Source organism: Prosthecobacter fluviatilis, from assembly GCF_055388355.1.
In genome coordinates this window covers 21776-36411 of record NZ_AP043782.1, presented here as the reverse complement: position 1 = coordinate 36411, position 14636 = coordinate 21776, and the positions used below count along the sequence as shown (strand labels likewise).

Genomic DNA, 14636 nt, shown 5'->3' with positions numbered 1-14636 from the left:
CTCATGGTCAGAGGGAAATCAGCGGTTGCGCCCAGTATAGATGACTTTCAAACGTCCGTTGTTAGCCCCGGAGAGCGCGCGGCGCACCTCCGCCGGCATGGGCGGGATTTCCGCATCGCGGACCGCCCGCAGCGTCAGCTCCTTCAGTGCCGGGTCGCAGCCTTTTTGGGTGATGACTTCCAGCCCCTCCACCTTGCCCTGGGCGTTGACGTAAAAGACGGCATCCAGTTGCCCCGACGCCCTGGCCTGCGACTGCAGCAGGTACAGGGTCCACTGCCTTTCCACACGCCCCACCACCAGCTTGCCGTAGCGGCTTGTCGGCGTCTCTTTCTTCAAGCCCGTGATCTTCTCGGCCTCTGTGTAGGGGACAAATCCCACATGGTTCGTCACATGTGCTTTGTTCCACGCCACCCGCGTCTCCAGCGCGGCGCGCTCTGCCGCGGTCAGCCCCGCCACTGGCAGGCCGCTTTTGCCCGGCGGCGGGATGTAGGCCTTGTACACCAGCCGCAGACAGCCCTCCTCCTTGGCCGTGAGTGCGCGGGCCACCTCCGCAGGCATGCGCGGCAGCTTCACCTTTTGGATCGCACCCTCTGTCAGACTGAGCAGGTCGGGGCTGGCCCCTTTGGCACCCACCACGCGCATCCGCTCCACCTTGCCCTTCTTGTTCACCCAGTAGCCCATCTCCATCCCGCCAAAGGCCGCATACGGCCGTCCCTGCGTCTGCGCCAGGTCATGCCGCCACTGCTTGTCCACCAGTTCGGAAACCTTGAGCGTGTAGCGCGCCTTGGGCGGTATCTTCAGCCCCGCCACCCCGCCCTTATCCGGCGCGCTGCAGGCACAAAGCAGGCCCGCCATCAGCACCATCACACCCCAGCCATTCAGTTTAGTAAAGCAGCACATTGAATTCGATTTTCAGACGTCCCTTGTCCTCTTTCGGCAGCAGCGGGATCACATCCGCAGGCATGGCTGGTATCTCAGCATCTTTGACCGCCCGCAAGGTTAATTCAGTCAGCGCCTGGGTGGACTCCTTGTCATTCACCACCTTCAGGCTTTCCACTGCGCCCTTCCTGTTCACGTAAAAGACGAGCTCCAGCCCGCCTTCCTTCACCTCATGCCGCCTCAGTCGGAGGTAGCTGTGCCATTTCTTTTCCACCGCCTGGATCACCAGCCGGGTGTAGCGCCCCTTGGGCGAGCCATCCACCTTCCGCGCCTGCGGCCGGGCCTTTTCATCCCTCTTCGCCAGCTCCTTGTCCGCCTCATCCATCATCTGGGTCAGCGGACCGGTGTCGGGCCTCGCCTCGATGCCAAAGGTGAGCTTCATGCGCCCGCCCTCCTCGGCACGCAGGGAGGAGGCGACCTCCGGCGGCATCGGCGGGATGTCCGCGTCGTGGATCGCACGCAGCGCGAGATCCGTCAGCACCGGCTGGGGGCGGCCCTCCGCTGCCGCACGCATGTTTTCCACTCCGCCCTTGGGATTGAGGTAAAAGACCACATTCACCAGCCCCGGCGGGGTGCCCGCCTGCCTGGCATGCAGCTGCCACTCCCTGTCCACCGCGTCTCTCACCTGCTGCACGTAGAGCATCCTCGGCGTGCTTTCCTCCTCCACCAGCCGCGCCCTCGGGGGCGGCAGCGCCGCTTTCCCGTCTGCCGCACCCGCCTTCACGGCGGCGGCATTGCCGGGAGAGGCGGGCAGATCCTTGAGCTCGCACAGGTGCAGGCCCTCCCTGGCCAGGCCAGGAACAACGCTGCCGTCAGGCCTCACCCCCATGGCCGGATTGATCGGTGAAACAACGGCCACGCAGGCCACCTGCAGCCGCCCGCCATCCTCTCCCCGCAGGGCGGAGGCCACCTCCTCAGGCATCGGCGGCAGCACCGTCTCGCGGATGGCCCGCAGCGTCAGCCCCGTGAGAGCCAGACTGGCGCCGATGCTCTCAGCCGCCCGGGCGTTTTGCACCTGGCCCTGCCTGTTCACGTCAAAGGCAGCCATCAGCCATCCCGGGCCCACGCCCTCCGTGCGCTGGCTGCGATACTCGTACCACGTCTTCTCCATCAGCCCGACCACCTGCCTCCGGTAGTGCTCAGTCGCCGTCAGTCCGGCATCCGCCGCCATCAGCGGCGTCGCGCACAGTCCAAGCAGCCCCGCAGCGAGCACCACCAGCGCAAGCGCCAGCCGCTGCATCACAGCCCGCATCTTCACAGCACCGCCAGCCTGCGCCCCCTGGCTGCGGCAGATCACAGGCCATGCCTCGCGGCCCGGCATCTCAGTAGATGAGCACATCGTACTCCATCTTGTAGCGCCCGCCGTCCTCGGCTGGCAGCAGCGGCAGCACATCCGCAGGGATGGGCGGGATCTCCGCATCCTGGATCGCCCGCACCGTCACCTCCGTCAGGATGGGGTTGGACTCCTTGTCATCGATGACGCGCAGCCCTTCCACCTTGCCCTTCGGGCTCACATAAAACAGCAGCTTCAGCCGCGCATACGTCAGGCCGTCCTGGCGCAGCTTCAGGTAGATGTGCCACTTGCGCTCCACCAGGCCGCGTACCTGGCGGTCATACACCCCCAGCGGCGTCTTCATCGCGTCCACCGAATCCTCCGTCCCGCGGTTGCTGATGGTGCCCTTCGTCTGCGACCTGCGCGTGTGCGGCGTGAAGGCGTTCGGGTCCTGGTTCCGCGTCGTCCGCGTCACCACCTCATCATCCACCACCGGCAGCGCCTTCAGGATGGGCTTTTCCTGCGGCGACGGCGGCGGCATGTCCTGCGCCGTGGCCGTCTTCTGGGGCGTCGGCTTCGTCCTCGGCGGTGCGTCCGGCGTCTTCTCCATCGGCACCGGCTTCATCAGCTCGATGGGCAGCAGGTTCTTGTCCACCTTCGCCAGCTCCTTGTCCGCCTCCTCCATCATCTTCGTCAGCGGCGTCTGGTCAGGCAGCACCTTCGCCATTTTCAGCTCCTTGTCAGCCTTTTCCGCCTCGCTCTTCGCGGGCTCCGGCTGCGGCTTCAGCATCTCCGGGGCCTGCACCGTCTCCGGCACCGGCGGCTGCGGCGGCGCAGCATCCTTCGGTTTCAGGATGGACGGCGGCGTCTGCGGGCTCGGCGGTGCGGGCGGCTGCGGCGTCAGCATCGCCACCTCCGGCGGCTGCGTCTTTGGCCTCGCGTCATCCTTGATGTCCCCGTTTTTGAAATCACGGTCCGCCATCTCCTGCATGTTGAACTTGTTGCCGTCCATCGTCGGCAGCGGCATCGTCGCGTCCGGAGAGGGCGCCTTCACCGTCGCCGCATTCGTGTTTCGGTCAGAAATGAAAGCCGCATTCTTCGGCGCGCTGTCCGCCGCCTGGTTCTGCGTGGTGCGCATGTAGGCCAGGCGCTCCTGCTTCGGCTTGGCGGGCGGCGGCGGCAGAAACTGGTCCGGGAAAAGCAGCACCTCCTCCTCTTTTTTCTCCACCTTCGGCGGCTGATGCGCCTCCCGCCACAGCCGGCGCGCCGCATCGCTCGCCATCACCCAGGCCAGCAGCAGAAGCAGCAGCGCATGCACCACCACCGTGCCGGTGATGGCAATGCGCAGATTGCTGCTGCGTTGGTTATCGATGGGAAAGATGTCAGTCACAGAGCAGGGCAAAAGCGGAAAGCCCCATGTCCCGTATAGTGCCCTCACCCCCCTCAGAATCAAATGCTGTTTACCGGGCCTGAGAGTCAAAAGGGCTAAGTCAAAAGGCAGAGCCCCATCCACCCCATCCACCCCATCCACCCCATCCACCCCATCCTCCCCATCCTCCCCATCCTCCCCATCCTCCCCATCCTCCCCATCCTCCCCATCCTCCCCATCCTCCCAACCCCAAGCCCTTCCCCCCTCTCTCCACACCCCGCTCATCCCCCATGCCGCAGGCCTTGCGGAGCGTGGTGGGATCAAGATGATCCCGCCACGCCAGAGCTTCGCCCAGCGCCACAGGAGCGCGGACTTCAGTCCGCAGCAGGTCGCCTGCACACAGCGTGCGTGACGGGTCTGCACACTGCGAAAACACGCGGGCCCTCGGAACGAAAAAGCATCGTCCCAGCGCAGGCATAACAGAACCGCGCTTGTCGCCATGGAAGAACGCCGCCTGTCAGCGGAGCGCTGTGGACCAAAGTCCGCGCTGCCATCCAGAAGCATCCGCAAACCCACGCCGTGTGGGGGGATCAAGATGATCCCCCTCCGTCCCAGCGCCTTCGCCCCTCCCCAGCCCTCCGGCGGAGAGGGATCGTCCCGATCCCTCACGCTCCCGCCACACCCACAGCCACCCGCGCCAGGGTCTGGTTCACCGCTTCCCTCACGCCACACCGCAGACTTTGCGCAGCGTGGTGGGATCAAGATGATCCCACTCCTCCAGCCCTCCGCCCAGCGTTTACCGGGTATCCACGCCACGCCCTCCGGCGGAGAGGGATCGTCCCGATCCCTCACGCTCCCGCCACACCCAACCCCTCCAGCATTCCCACACCCCAAAGCCCCCTCGCACATCCCCCCCGCACCGCCACACCCACCACCCTCCGGCATTTTACAATTTTCAGTTCCCATTTTGGAGTTTGCAGTCCCTCCCCAGCTCCTCCCCACCCACCCCACCGCCCTCTTCCCCTCTCCCCCCAAAAACAAAAAGGGCCCCCGTCTCCGGAAGCCCTTTTCACTTTTAACTTTTCACTTCACCCTCATTTCGCCGCCGCCTTGAAGACGATGGGAATGATGAGAATGGCCAGGATGTTCACCACCTTGATCATCGGGTTCACGGCAGGACCGGCGGTGTCCTTGTAGGGATCGCCCACCGTGTCGCCCGTCACTGCGGCCTGATGCGCAAAGCTGCCCTTGCCGCCGTGGCTGCCTTCTTCGATGTACTTCTTGGCATTGTCCCAGGCGCCACCGGCGCTCGTCATCGAGATGCCCACAAACAGGCCCGTCACGATCGTGCCGATCAGCACCCCGCCCAGCGCCTCCATGCCCAGATACGAGACGCCGATCACAAAGATCAGCGGCAGCAGCGCCGGCACGATCATCTGGCCCAGCGCCGCCTTCGTCACGATGTCCACGCACTGCGCGTAGTCAGGAGTCTCCGTACCGTTCAGGATGCCCGGCTTCGCCGTGATCTGGCGCCGCACCTCCATCACCACAGAGCCCGCAGCGCTGCCCACCGCGCTCATGCAGAAAGACGTGAACAGGAACGGCAGCAGCCCGCCGATGAACATGCCGATCACCACCTTGTGGTCCATCAGGTCAAACGCCACCTTGTGCCCCACGAAGGCCTGCAGGTCCTCCACATACGAGCCAAACAGCACCATCGCCGCCAGACCCGCGCTCGCGATCGCGTAGCCCTTCGTCACCGCCTTCATCGTGTTGCCCACGGCATCCAGCTCGTCCGTGATCTTGCGCACACCTTCCGGCAGTCCGGACATCACAGCGATGCCGCCCGCGTTGTCCGTGATCGGCCCAAACGCATCCAGAGAAATCACAATGCCCGAGAGGGAGAGCATGGACACCACCGCAATCGCGATGCCATACAGACCTGCCAGATCATAGCAGTACCAGATCGAGGCCGCGATCGCCAGCACCGGCAGCAGCGTCGCCTGATTGCCGATGCTGATGCCCGCGATGATGTTCGTCGCGTGGCCGGTTTCCGAGGCCTTCGCGATCTTGCGCACCGGGCCGTAGTGCGTGCTCGTGTAGTAGTTCGTGATCCACACCACCAGCAGCGTCATCACCAGACCCACCACCGCGCAGTAAAAGAGGTTCGCATGAGACACCGCCACCTCGCCGATCTTGAGCCCCTCAGGGAAGATCGAGCCCGTGGCCCACCAGAACAGGCCCGATGCCACGATGCCAGACACCGCCACCCCGCACACCAGCGACGTCGTCGCCTCCTGCTTGATGAAGTTCACCCAGCCGATGCCGATCAGGGACGCGATGATCGCCAGACCGCAAAGCACAAACGGATACACCACCGCTGCCTCCGTGCCCACCGTCAGGTGGCCCACCAGCACGCCGCCGATCAGGCTCACCGCGTACGTTTCAAACACGTCCGCCGCCATGCCGGCGCAGTCGCCCACGTTGTCGCCCACATTGTCGGCGATAGTGGCCGGATTGCGCGGATCGTCCTCGTTCAGATTCTGCTCGTTCTTGCCCACCAGGTCAGCGCCCACGTCGGCCGCCTTCGTATAAATACCGCCGCCCAGACGTGCAAACACGCTGATCAGAGAGCTGCCCAGCGCCAGACCCACCAGCGAGTCGATCGCGTGCTTCGCATGCGCCCCCGTGCCGCGCACGATGAGGTAAAACACACCCACAGAAAGAAGACCCAGCGCCACCACCAGCAGGCCCGTCACCGCGCCGCCGTTGAAGGCCACCTTCAGCGCCGGATGGCTGCCCACGGAGGCCGCCTGCGCCGTGCGCACATTCGCCCGCACCGCGATCATCATGCCGATGTAGCCAGCGGCCAGGGAGCACACCGCGCCCACCACAAAGCCCGCCGCCGTCAGTCCGCCGCGCAGCCACCATACCGCCGCCAGGATCACCACTGCGATCAGGCTCACCGAGACGATCTGCCGGTTCAGGTAAGCCTTCGCCCCCTGCTGGATCGCGCTCGCGATCACATGCATCCTCTCATTCCCAGCATCAGACCCCACCACCTGGCGGATCAGGATAAACGCAAATACCAAGCCCACGACAGCGAGGGCGATGGCCAGAGTGATGCCATTGGTCAACAAGAATGAAGGAGCCATGATTGAAGAATAGAGGGACGAATGAAGGGATGGAGCGACCGCCCAGTCTGGTAGGAACCGGACCGGGTAAAGCCGCGAACTCTAGCTAGTCGCAAATTACTGGCAAGAACTTGCTCAGAGTTTTCTCTTTTCCCTCAATTTTCTCCTCCCGCCCCTCCCCCTCGCCCTCCTTACACAAAAGCCCGCAATCCCCCTCCCATTTTCCATTCCCAGTTTGCAGTTTTCCATTCTTCCATCAGCCACGCCCTGATCCTCAAACATCCTCCTCCCAAAAAAAGAGAGACCTGCCCCGCCTCTTTCTCTTCCCCACCCCGGTTCAGCTGCAAAGCCCCTCAGCTGCCGCAGCTCCTCCATCTCGCTTTGCTGATGTTGATGCTCCTTAAAAAGGCGCCAAGCATTTGGCTGTTTCGGTCAAGCTTGAGAGTTGAGGTATGCGCCCCGAGAACCAGTGATGCTTGGGGGATGGGAGTTGGCAGGCATGGCAACCGGTTGTACTCCCGCCTGCTCCGCGCTGCCAAGGTGAACACGCGAGAGAGTTAAAAAACCACTGACCAACAATGTTTTGCAACGCTTCCCTGCCAAATGCCTGGCATCTTTTTTTGACAGCAATGAAAATCGATGAATTAAAAAAACGTATCGCTAACTTTGAAAATGTAGACCTAATCGGCACTGTGTCTGACGATCTCATCAGACAAGCCGAAGCGGAACTAGGCTTTAAGCTACCGTCGCAATATCGCGCATTCATTTCCAATTTCGGCTGCGGAGGAATTGAATCGGAGGAGTTTATCGGCCTTGGTGGCCCAGAGCATCTCAATGTTTCAAAAATGGTGGTAAGACTCAAAGGGAAAAACCGAGCGCTTCCGCATCATCTTTTACCGCTGCGGGCAGATGGCTTTGGCAATTACGACTGTGTTGATTTGCAACAACCCAGAGACGGTGCCGAATTCGCTATAGTGAGGTGGGTTCATGACGCTACAGTGGAGGATCAACATGAAGTTGTAGCTGACTCTTACTGGCAATGGTTTGAGTCCATATTGACGATGATCGAGAGTTCGGAATGAAATAGAACAACGGGGAAAAAGATGCCTGAAAAAAAAGACACCGAAAAATGCCAGTCATTTAGTTTTTTTGGACCAACAAGCCCTCTCTCAAGGCGCAAACACCGCCACCAGTAGCCCGACCAACATCGTACCGGCGAGGAAGAAATAGACGCCAATGGTAATCCAGAACATCACAAAATTTTCTTCCTCGGTGTAGATGCCGCCGCGGCCGCGGACTCTGCCGCTGCGAATGCCTTTAATGGCCAGATACAATAGCACCGAGGTGACGAGCAGCAGCACCAATAGCATCCCCATGCGAGACATGGCGAGCATGGGGGACAGGTGGAACCCTGGTATGCAGCATTCAAACATGGCTTCGACTCTCTGCCAAAAAAAGATGCCAGGCATTTAGTTGATTGACCAGATCATTCTACAGCCAATATGAATGGGCTTCCAATACCATCACAAATCGAAGTCGAAAGACACGCGAGAAAAGCTGAAAAAGTAATGACTCGATAAACTTAAGCCATCGGTATGGAAGTTGAGAATAATAAAAATACATTCGGTCTAATTTTGTACATTTTAGCCGCATATTTTTTAAGCTTCTCCCTAATAATTATTTTAACAATATTGAATATACTAGACTTGGAATCTCTTACGGGAACCATTGTGATAGCTATTTATTATCCTTTGTTTTGGCTTAATGACAATATGGCAACAGTTCACTCTTTTTTTTGAGTTCATAATAAAGTTGTTTCTTCCATAAAGAAAAGAATGAACCAACAAGCCAACCAATGGCGCGGAAAAGTATGCCAGAAAAAAATGCCGGGCATTTAGTTGATTCGGTGGCATGAGCGGGGCTGGCTGGATAGCCCCCCTTCCCCATGTGGGCGGCTCTTGTCACTCACTCCTTTTCACTCTCTTCTCTATCCCTTCCACCAGCTCCCGCTTCGCCACGCGCTTGTTGGTCCGCTTCACCAGATCCACCAGCGCAGCCTTCGCAGCCGCCACCTCCTCCGGTGTCAGCAGCACCTCCTCAAAGTCCACGATGTAGGACGTCAGGCTGGTGTCGATCACATACTCCGGCAGCTCCGTTTTAAAAGCGCTCCCGCCCATGAAAAAGATCACCGGGCGAAACTTCGCCAGCGGCAGGTTCAGCAGCTTCGCCAGCGCCGCCATGTGCAGCTTGTTCTGCCAGATCGGATTTTGAAACGAGCACTTCCCTCCCGAGCTGAAAGTCTGCGTCCACTTCGGCTGGTTTTCAGAGCCGTAGATCCAGCCCGTGTAGTTCTTCGTCTCGATCACAAAGATCCCGAACGGCGACACCACCACATGGTCCACCTGCGTCAGCCCGTCCCCGTCCGGGCGCGGCAGATACAGATCGCTGAAGCCCTGATAAAACGCCTTGTCCAGCAGGCGGAAAGTACCCTGATTCACCAGCGCCTCCCCCAGCATTCCTTTGGCCGAGGCCCTGAAGCGCCGCAAAAAAAAGCGCAGAGCATAGATCCCGCCTGCCATCAGAAAGATCGGCAGCACGGGCTTAACGAGCGTGTGGTACACAGCATTTGGGTCGGTCATCGCACACGACTCTCCGCAGCAATCGCCCCGCCTCAAGCCCCACGCGCGCGCTGCGCACCTGCCATCGTCGTTGCCGCCAGCAGCAGCGGAAGCAGGCCTGTCCCGGCGCCTAGCCGTGCACCAGGCCCATCTTCTGGATGTAGGCCGCCTCGCGCAGGCGGCACAGCCGGTTTTCCACGCGCTCGCGCCTCAGCTTTTCCACCAGGGCCGCCCTCACGTCCTCGCTCACGCTCTCATACGGCCGCACCCCGGACTCGCGGCGGCCGTCCACCCGCAGCACGATGTAGGCGTCCGGCTGCTCGATCACCTCGCTCAGCATCCCCACCTTCGTGCGCCCGATCACCTGGCCCACCCGCTCAGAAATGTCCGCCAGACTCGTCCACGGCCATGCCCCGCCCTCCTCCGCGCGGCTGTCCTTGCTGTACTCACGCGCCACCTCCGCAAAGTCGCCCCCGTTCAGCAGCCGCGTGCGCAGCCCCTCCGCCAGAGCGCGCGCATTCTCCTCCGTGCGCCGCACCGTCAGCGTGTGCAGCCGCACAGACTCCGGCCCCCGCCAGCGCTGCACATTCTCCTCGTAGTACCTGCGCACCATCTCCTCCGTCACCTCCACGTTGTTCGCGATCTTCTCGCGCACCGCGCTCGCGATGATCATGCGCTCCCGCAGCTGCCGGTACTTGTCAAACGTCATGCCCAGCGTGCTCAGCTCCGCCAGCAGCGCCTCCCGGTCTCCCCGGAAGGCCGCCTGCGTCTCGTGCCGCACATCCTCGTCGATGTCCTCCTGGCTGATCATCCCGCCCAGCCGGAAAAACTCATCCTCCAGCAGCTGAAAGTCGATCAGCCCGTCCAGCGCATGCTGCCGCACCTCCGCCAGCTCATGCGCCAGCCGCTGCGGGTCATTGGCAAACTGCACCTGCAGCCCCTGCACCTGCGCCCGTACCATCATCTCCAGGTCCGAGGCCAGGATGGGCATTCCGTTCACCTTGGCCACCACGCGCTCCGTCGCCTTGTCCTTCGGTGCATCCCCGTTCAGCGCACGCGCCGTGCCCCCCGCCGTCGCCAGCAGCAGCACCAGGATCGCCAGCCCCGCCCCCGCACGCCATCGGGCCCCTCCGGCAAAAGACCGCTTCGGCAGACGACGATGACCCTGGGTGGCGATCAGCTTCATGTCAGATTCGTAACACACCCCCCGCCGCACCGTCGAGCCCCACTGGATAGGTCTTAGTCCTAACCTCACTCCCCCGCCGCCCGTCCCTCCCCTGTCCCCCGCCGCCCCATAATCCTACTTGCTCTATGGGGCTTGAGACTGCATATCCTATGCAGAGATATGCGACTGACCAAACGAGGCGAATACGCACTGCGCACCATGATCCGGCTCGGCATCGCCGAGCGCCAGAATGAGGGCGTCATTTCCGTTTCCACCCTCGCCGAGCAGGAGCACCTCCCCTTCAAGTTCCTTGAGGCCATCCTCTTCGAGCTCCGCAATGCCGGCTACGTGGAAAGCCAGCGCGGCAAGTACGGCGGCACCCGCCTCGCCAAGCCCATGAAATCCATCAAGATGGGAGAGATCGTCCGCCTCATCGACGGCAAGCTCGCCCCCATCGGCTGCGCCAGCGAGACCGAGTATGAAAAGTGCACCTGCCCGGACGAGACCCACTGCGGCCTCCGCATGCTCATGATCGACGTGCGCAACGCCATCGCCAACATCCTCGACCGCTACACCCTGGAAAACGTCGTCGAAGTCACCCTGCGCAAGCAGGAGCAGTGCGCCACCCAGCCAAAGAAAAAGGCCCGGGAAAAAGGCAGCACCCGCGCCCGCCACGCCGACCCCTCAGACGGCTTCCTCGCCGTGCTGCTGGAGTCCAAGCCCTGACGCACCCCGCGCAAAGGCGCAGCCCCCCCTGCCTGCCAGGAGCACAGCGCCAGCCATCGCGCCCCCGCCCAGCCGCCCAGCACCAGCCGGGCGGCCTTGCAGCGCCCTCCGGGCAAAGGCGCCACCCCGCACTGGGAGCCGCCTCCCGGCATGGGCGCACTTCCGGAATGCAGCAGGCAAACCAAAGCCCGCGAGGCCCGTCGCAACCCATTACCTACATGATAGGTATATATTAAATTTGCGTATATTTAGAGCCAAGGCGTGAAATCGCACACTCCCGCTCAAAAACTTTTTATTCCTACTTGCGCAGTGTATATTTACCGTGATACCATTTGCCACGCCACCGGCACCCCGCCGCACCCCCAAACCTCCCGCCCCTCTTCATCCCCATGGCCAGCCAACCCGCAGAAATCGAAGTCGAGACATGGATCGAGATCGTGAGGCAGAAAGTCTCCGCCCTCAGGTTTGGCTCCGTCCAGATCATCGTCCATGAAGGCCGCGTCACCCAGGTGGAGAGCACTGAGAAAACCCGCCTCGCCGCAGACCTCCCCGCCCCCCGGCCGCAGCGCTAGCGCCGCCCTCCGCCCCGCCACCCATCCCCACCCTAAAACCACGTCCTGCCATGTCCTACCACCAAAACATCGTTGACTCCATCGGGCGCACGCCCCTCGTCAGGCTGAACCGCATCTCCGTCGGCCTCGGCGCCACCATCGCCCTCAAGGGCGAGTTCAAGGAGCCCCTCGGCAGCGTCAAGGACCGCATCGGCCGCGCCATGATCGAGGCCGCGGAGGCGGACGGCCGCCTCACCCCCGGCACCACCATCATCGAGCCCACCTCGGGAAACACCGGCATCGCCCTCGCCTTTGTCGCCGCCGCCAAAGGCTACCGCCTCATCCTCACCATGCCCGAGACCATGAGCCTGGAGCGCCGCACCCTCCTCACCCTCCTCGGCGCAGAGCTGGAGCTCACCCCCGGCCCCAAGGGCATGAAAGGCGCCATCGAGCGCGCCCATGAGATCCACGCCGCCACGCCCGGCTCGTGGATCCCCCAGCAGTTTGAAAACCCCGCCAACCCCGAGGCCCACCGCCGCACCACCGCCGAGGAAATCTGGGCGGACACCGAAGGGAAGATCGACATCTTCGTCGCCGCCGTCGGCACCGGCGGCACCATCACCGGCGTCAGCGAGGTCATCAAATCCCGCAAGCCCTCGCTCCAGGCCATCGCCGTGGAGCCCGCCGCCTCCCCCGTCATCACCCAGACGCTCAATGGCCAGCCCGTCGTCCCCGGCCCGCACAAGATCCAGGGCACCGGCGCCGGCTTCGTGCCAAAGAACCTCAACCTCGGCATCCTCGACGGCGTCATCCAGGTCAGCAATGAAGACGCCATCCGCACCGCCCAGCGCCTCGCCCGCGAGGAGGGCCTGCTCGTCGGCATCTCCACCGGCGCCAATGTGTGGGCCGCGCTCCAGGTCGCCGCACGTCCGGAGAATGCCGGCAGGCTCATCGTCACCGTCGGCTGCAGCACCGGAGAGCGCTACCTCTCCACCGCCCTCGCAGACGAGGCCCGCGCCAAAGTCGGCTCCTAGCCACACCATGACCCACCACAAACTCTTATTTCCCCATGTCCGCCATCCCGTCCGCCCTCACCTACACCGGAGACAGCATTCCCCGGCCCCTCACACGCAGGCGCTACTTTGTGCTGCGTGAGCCCGCCGCAGAGATCGAGCGCAGCACCTTCATCCCCAAGATCATCTCCAAGCCCCTGAACCCCGGCTACGGCTTCAAGTTCGCCATCTTCGCCGGCATCCATGGCGACGAGGAGGCCGGCACCCTCGCCGCCTTTGACCTCATCCGCTGGGCCTCCGAGCAGCCCGTGGAGCTGCACGACTACGAGCTGCACATCTACCCCGTCTGCAATCCCACCGGCCGCCGCTCCCACACACGCCACTCCGGCAGCGGCGTCGATCTCAACCGCCAGTTCTGGCATGAGTCCACCGAGCCCGAGATCCAGTACCTCGAAGGCGAGCTCCGCCGTGAGAAATACGACGGCATCATCTCCCTGCACTCAGACAGTGACAGCGACGGCGTCTACGGCTTCGTCGGCGGCTCCTTCCTCAGCGAGCACCTGCTCAAGCCCGCGCTGCAGGCCGCCTCCAAGATCCTCCCCCGCAACGACGCCCACGTCATCGACGGCTTCCTCGCAGACAAAGGCATCATCCGCGAAGGCTACCTCGGCATGCTCACCGCACCGCCTGGGCAGTCCGCCTCCGCCCTGGAGATCGTCTTTGAGACCCCCTCCCTCGCGCCCATGCCCCTGCAGGTGGCCGCCACCCTCGCCGCAGTGAAAACCATCCTCGCCCGCTACCGCCAGCTCCAGTCCTACGCCCCCAATCTCTGATCCCCTTCCCCCACCCCGCCCCCAGCCATGAACAAACGCCGCTTCCTCCGCCTCAGCACCCTCTCCGCCGCCTCCCTCGCCAGCTGCGGAAAGCCCCCCGCAGACCCCAAGGCCCCCCTGCGCTTCGGCCACTTCCCCAACATCACCCACGTCCAGGGCCTCGTGGCCCACCAGCTCAGCCGCCAGGGCAAAGGCTGGTTTGAGCCCCGCCTCGGCGTGCCCGTGGAGTGGTTCGTGTACAATGCCGGCCCCTCCGCCACCGAGGCCATCTTTGCCCGCGCGCTGGACGTCACCTACATCGGCCCCAGCCCCGCGCTCAATGCCTACGCCAAGTCCAAAGGCACCGAGCTGCGCATCCTCGCCGGCGCCGCCACCGGGGGCAATGCCCTCGTCGTGCGCCCTGCCGCCAGCATCGCCACCCCCGCAGACTTCAAAGGCAAGCGCATCGCCACCCCGCAGCTCGGCAACACCCAGGACGTGCAGCTCCGCGCCTGGCTCTCTGACAACGGCCTCAAAGTCACCCAGACCGGCGGAGACGCCACCGTCCTGCCCACGCAAAACCCCGACCAGCTCGCCCTCTTCCTCAAAGGAGAGATCGACGCCGTCTGGACCGTCGAGCCCTGGGTCTCACGCCTCGAGCTCGAAGCCGGCGGCAAAGTCTTCGTCGATGACAATGACACCCTCGTCACCGTCCTCGCCTCCAGCACCGCCTTCGTCACCCAGCGCCCCGAGCTCGCCAAAAAGCTCCTCGCCGCCCATGCCGAGCTCACCACCTGGATCAAGGAGCACCCCGCCGAGGCCCGCGAGCTCATCAAGGCAGAGCTCAAGGAGCTCACCACCAAGGCCCCCGGAGACCCGCTCCTCGACCGCTCGCTCCCCCGCGTCGTCCTCACCCCGGACGTCTCACGCGCGGCGCTCGACCACATGGTGGACTCCGCCAAGAAGGCCGGCTTCCTCCACGACATCCCCTCCCTCGACGCCCTCCTTCCCAGACTCTGATCCTCGCCCCCTCCTT

At 63.1% G+C, this 14636-nt stretch carries 13 protein-coding genes; 6 read left to right on the top strand and 7 right to left on the bottom strand.

The annotated features are described in order from the left end of the window. Positions 1-18: 18 nt before the first annotated feature. From ACZ5WW_RS00135 to ACZ5WW_RS00120, 4 genes are all read right to left on the bottom strand, one after another. A complete protein-coding gene (locus ACZ5WW_RS00135) occupies positions 19-900 on the bottom strand; it encodes an energy transducer TonB (RefSeq protein ID WP_377171340.1) in 882 nt (293 codons plus the stop codon). Further along, positions 884-2278, bottom strand: coding sequence for a hypothetical protein (locus ACZ5WW_RS00130; protein WP_377171342.1), 1395 nt, complete (start codon positions 2276-2278; stop codon positions 884-886). Before ACZ5WW_RS00130 ends, ACZ5WW_RS00135 begins: the two co-directional genes overlap by 17 nt. After that, entirely contained in the window at positions 2262-3602 is a 1341-nt protein-coding gene (locus ACZ5WW_RS00125) for a hypothetical protein (RefSeq protein ID WP_377171344.1), read from the bottom strand. The genes ACZ5WW_RS00130 and ACZ5WW_RS00125 overlap by 17 nt, the downstream gene beginning before the upstream one ends. Positions 3603-4675: 1073 nt before the next feature. Further along, a complete protein-coding gene (locus ACZ5WW_RS00120; RefSeq protein ID WP_377171346.1) occupies positions 4676-6736 on the bottom strand; it encodes a sodium-translocating pyrophosphatase in 2061 nt (686 codons plus the stop codon). A 608-nt stretch (positions 6737-7344) separates the two neighbouring features. Here ACZ5WW_RS00120 and ACZ5WW_RS00115 point away from each other — a divergent pair. Further along, entirely contained in the window at positions 7345-7797 is a 453-nt protein-coding gene (locus tag ACZ5WW_RS00115; protein ID WP_377171348.1) for an SMI1/KNR4 family protein, read from the top strand. 87 nt (positions 7798-7884) lie between these two features. On the opposite strand, the gene ACZ5WW_RS00110 is transcribed toward ACZ5WW_RS00115, so the two are convergent. From ACZ5WW_RS00110 to ACZ5WW_RS00100, 3 genes are all read right to left on the bottom strand, one after another. Next, positions 7885-8109, bottom strand: a complete 225-nt coding sequence (locus tag ACZ5WW_RS00110; RefSeq protein WP_377171350.1) for a hypothetical protein — start codon at positions 8107-8109, stop codon at positions 7885-7887. A 567-nt stretch (positions 8110-8676) separates the two neighbouring features. Next, positions 8677-9354, bottom strand: coding sequence for a nuclease-related domain-containing protein (locus ACZ5WW_RS00105; protein WP_377171352.1), 678 nt, complete (start codon positions 9352-9354; stop codon positions 8677-8679). Positions 9355-9463: 109 nt separating this feature from the next. Next, a complete protein-coding gene (locus ACZ5WW_RS00100; RefSeq protein WP_377171354.1) occupies positions 9464-10519 on the bottom strand; it encodes a peptidyl-prolyl cis-trans isomerase in 1056 nt (351 codons plus the stop codon). Between the two features lie 159 nt (positions 10520-10678). On the opposite strand from ACZ5WW_RS00100, the gene ACZ5WW_RS00095 reads away from it, so the two are divergent. From ACZ5WW_RS00095 to ACZ5WW_RS00075, 5 genes are all read left to right on the top strand, one after another. Next, complete coding sequence (locus ACZ5WW_RS00095; RefSeq protein WP_377171357.1) at positions 10679-11224, top strand: RrF2 family transcriptional regulator; 546 nt, start codon at positions 10679-10681, stop codon at positions 11222-11224. Positions 11225-11613: 389 nt separating this feature from the next. Beyond that, entirely contained in the window at positions 11614-11796 is a 183-nt protein-coding gene (locus ACZ5WW_RS00090) for a YezD family protein (RefSeq protein ID WP_377171359.1), read from the top strand. A 50-nt stretch (positions 11797-11846) separates the two neighbouring features. Next, positions 11847-12809, top strand: coding sequence for a cysteine synthase A (gene cysK / locus ACZ5WW_RS00085; protein WP_377171361.1), 963 nt, complete (start codon positions 11847-11849; stop codon positions 12807-12809). 35 nt (positions 12810-12844) lie between these two features. Beyond that, positions 12845-13621: a M14 family metallopeptidase gene (locus ACZ5WW_RS00080; RefSeq protein ID WP_377171364.1), complete on the top strand. Its 777-nt coding sequence runs from the start codon at positions 12845-12847 to the stop codon at positions 13619-13621. A 27-nt stretch (positions 13622-13648) separates the two neighbouring features. Then, positions 13649-14620: an ABC transporter substrate-binding protein gene (locus ACZ5WW_RS00075; protein WP_377171366.1), complete on the top strand. Its 972-nt coding sequence runs from the start codon at positions 13649-13651 to the stop codon at positions 14618-14620. The last annotated feature ends 16 nt before the right edge of the window (positions 14621-14636 follow it).

Coding starts and splice junctions, on each gene's coding strand:
- ACZ5WW_RS00095 (WP_377171357.1), top strand. CDS start 10,679: ATGCGACTGACCAAACGAGGCGAATACGCACTGCGCACCATGATCCGG.
- ACZ5WW_RS00120 (WP_377171346.1), bottom strand. CDS start 6,736: ATGGCTCCTTCATTCTTGTTGACCAATGGCATCACTCTGGCCATCGCC.
- ACZ5WW_RS00110 (WP_377171350.1), bottom strand. CDS start 8,109: ATGCTCGCCATGTCTCGCATGGGGATGCTATTGGTGCTGCTGCTCGTC.
- ACZ5WW_RS00100 (WP_377171354.1), bottom strand. CDS start 10,519: ATGAAGCTGATCGCCACCCAGGGTCATCGTCGTCTGCCGAAGCGGTCT.
- ACZ5WW_RS00130 (WP_377171342.1), bottom strand. CDS start 2,278: ATGTGCTCATCTACTGAGATGCCGGGCCGCGAGGCATGGCCTGTGATC.
- ACZ5WW_RS00090 (WP_377171359.1), top strand. CDS start 11,614: ATGGCCAGCCAACCCGCAGAAATCGAAGTCGAGACATGGATCGAGATC.
- ACZ5WW_RS00135 (WP_377171340.1), bottom strand. CDS start 900: ATGTGCTGCTTTACTAAACTGAATGGCTGGGGTGTGATGGTGCTGATG.
- ACZ5WW_RS00075 (WP_377171366.1), top strand. CDS start 13,649: ATGAACAAACGCCGCTTCCTCCGCCTCAGCACCCTCTCCGCCGCCTCC.
- ACZ5WW_RS00115 (WP_377171348.1), top strand. CDS start 7,345: ATGAAAATCGATGAATTAAAAAAACGTATCGCTAACTTTGAAAATGTA.
- ACZ5WW_RS00105 (WP_377171352.1), bottom strand. CDS start 9,354: ATGACCGACCCAAATGCTGTGTACCACACGCTCGTTAAGCCCGTGCTG.
- ACZ5WW_RS00080 (WP_377171364.1), top strand. CDS start 12,845: ATGTCCGCCATCCCGTCCGCCCTCACCTACACCGGAGACAGCATTCCC.
- cysK (WP_377171361.1), top strand. CDS start 11,847: ATGTCCTACCACCAAAACATCGTTGACTCCATCGGGCGCACGCCCCTC.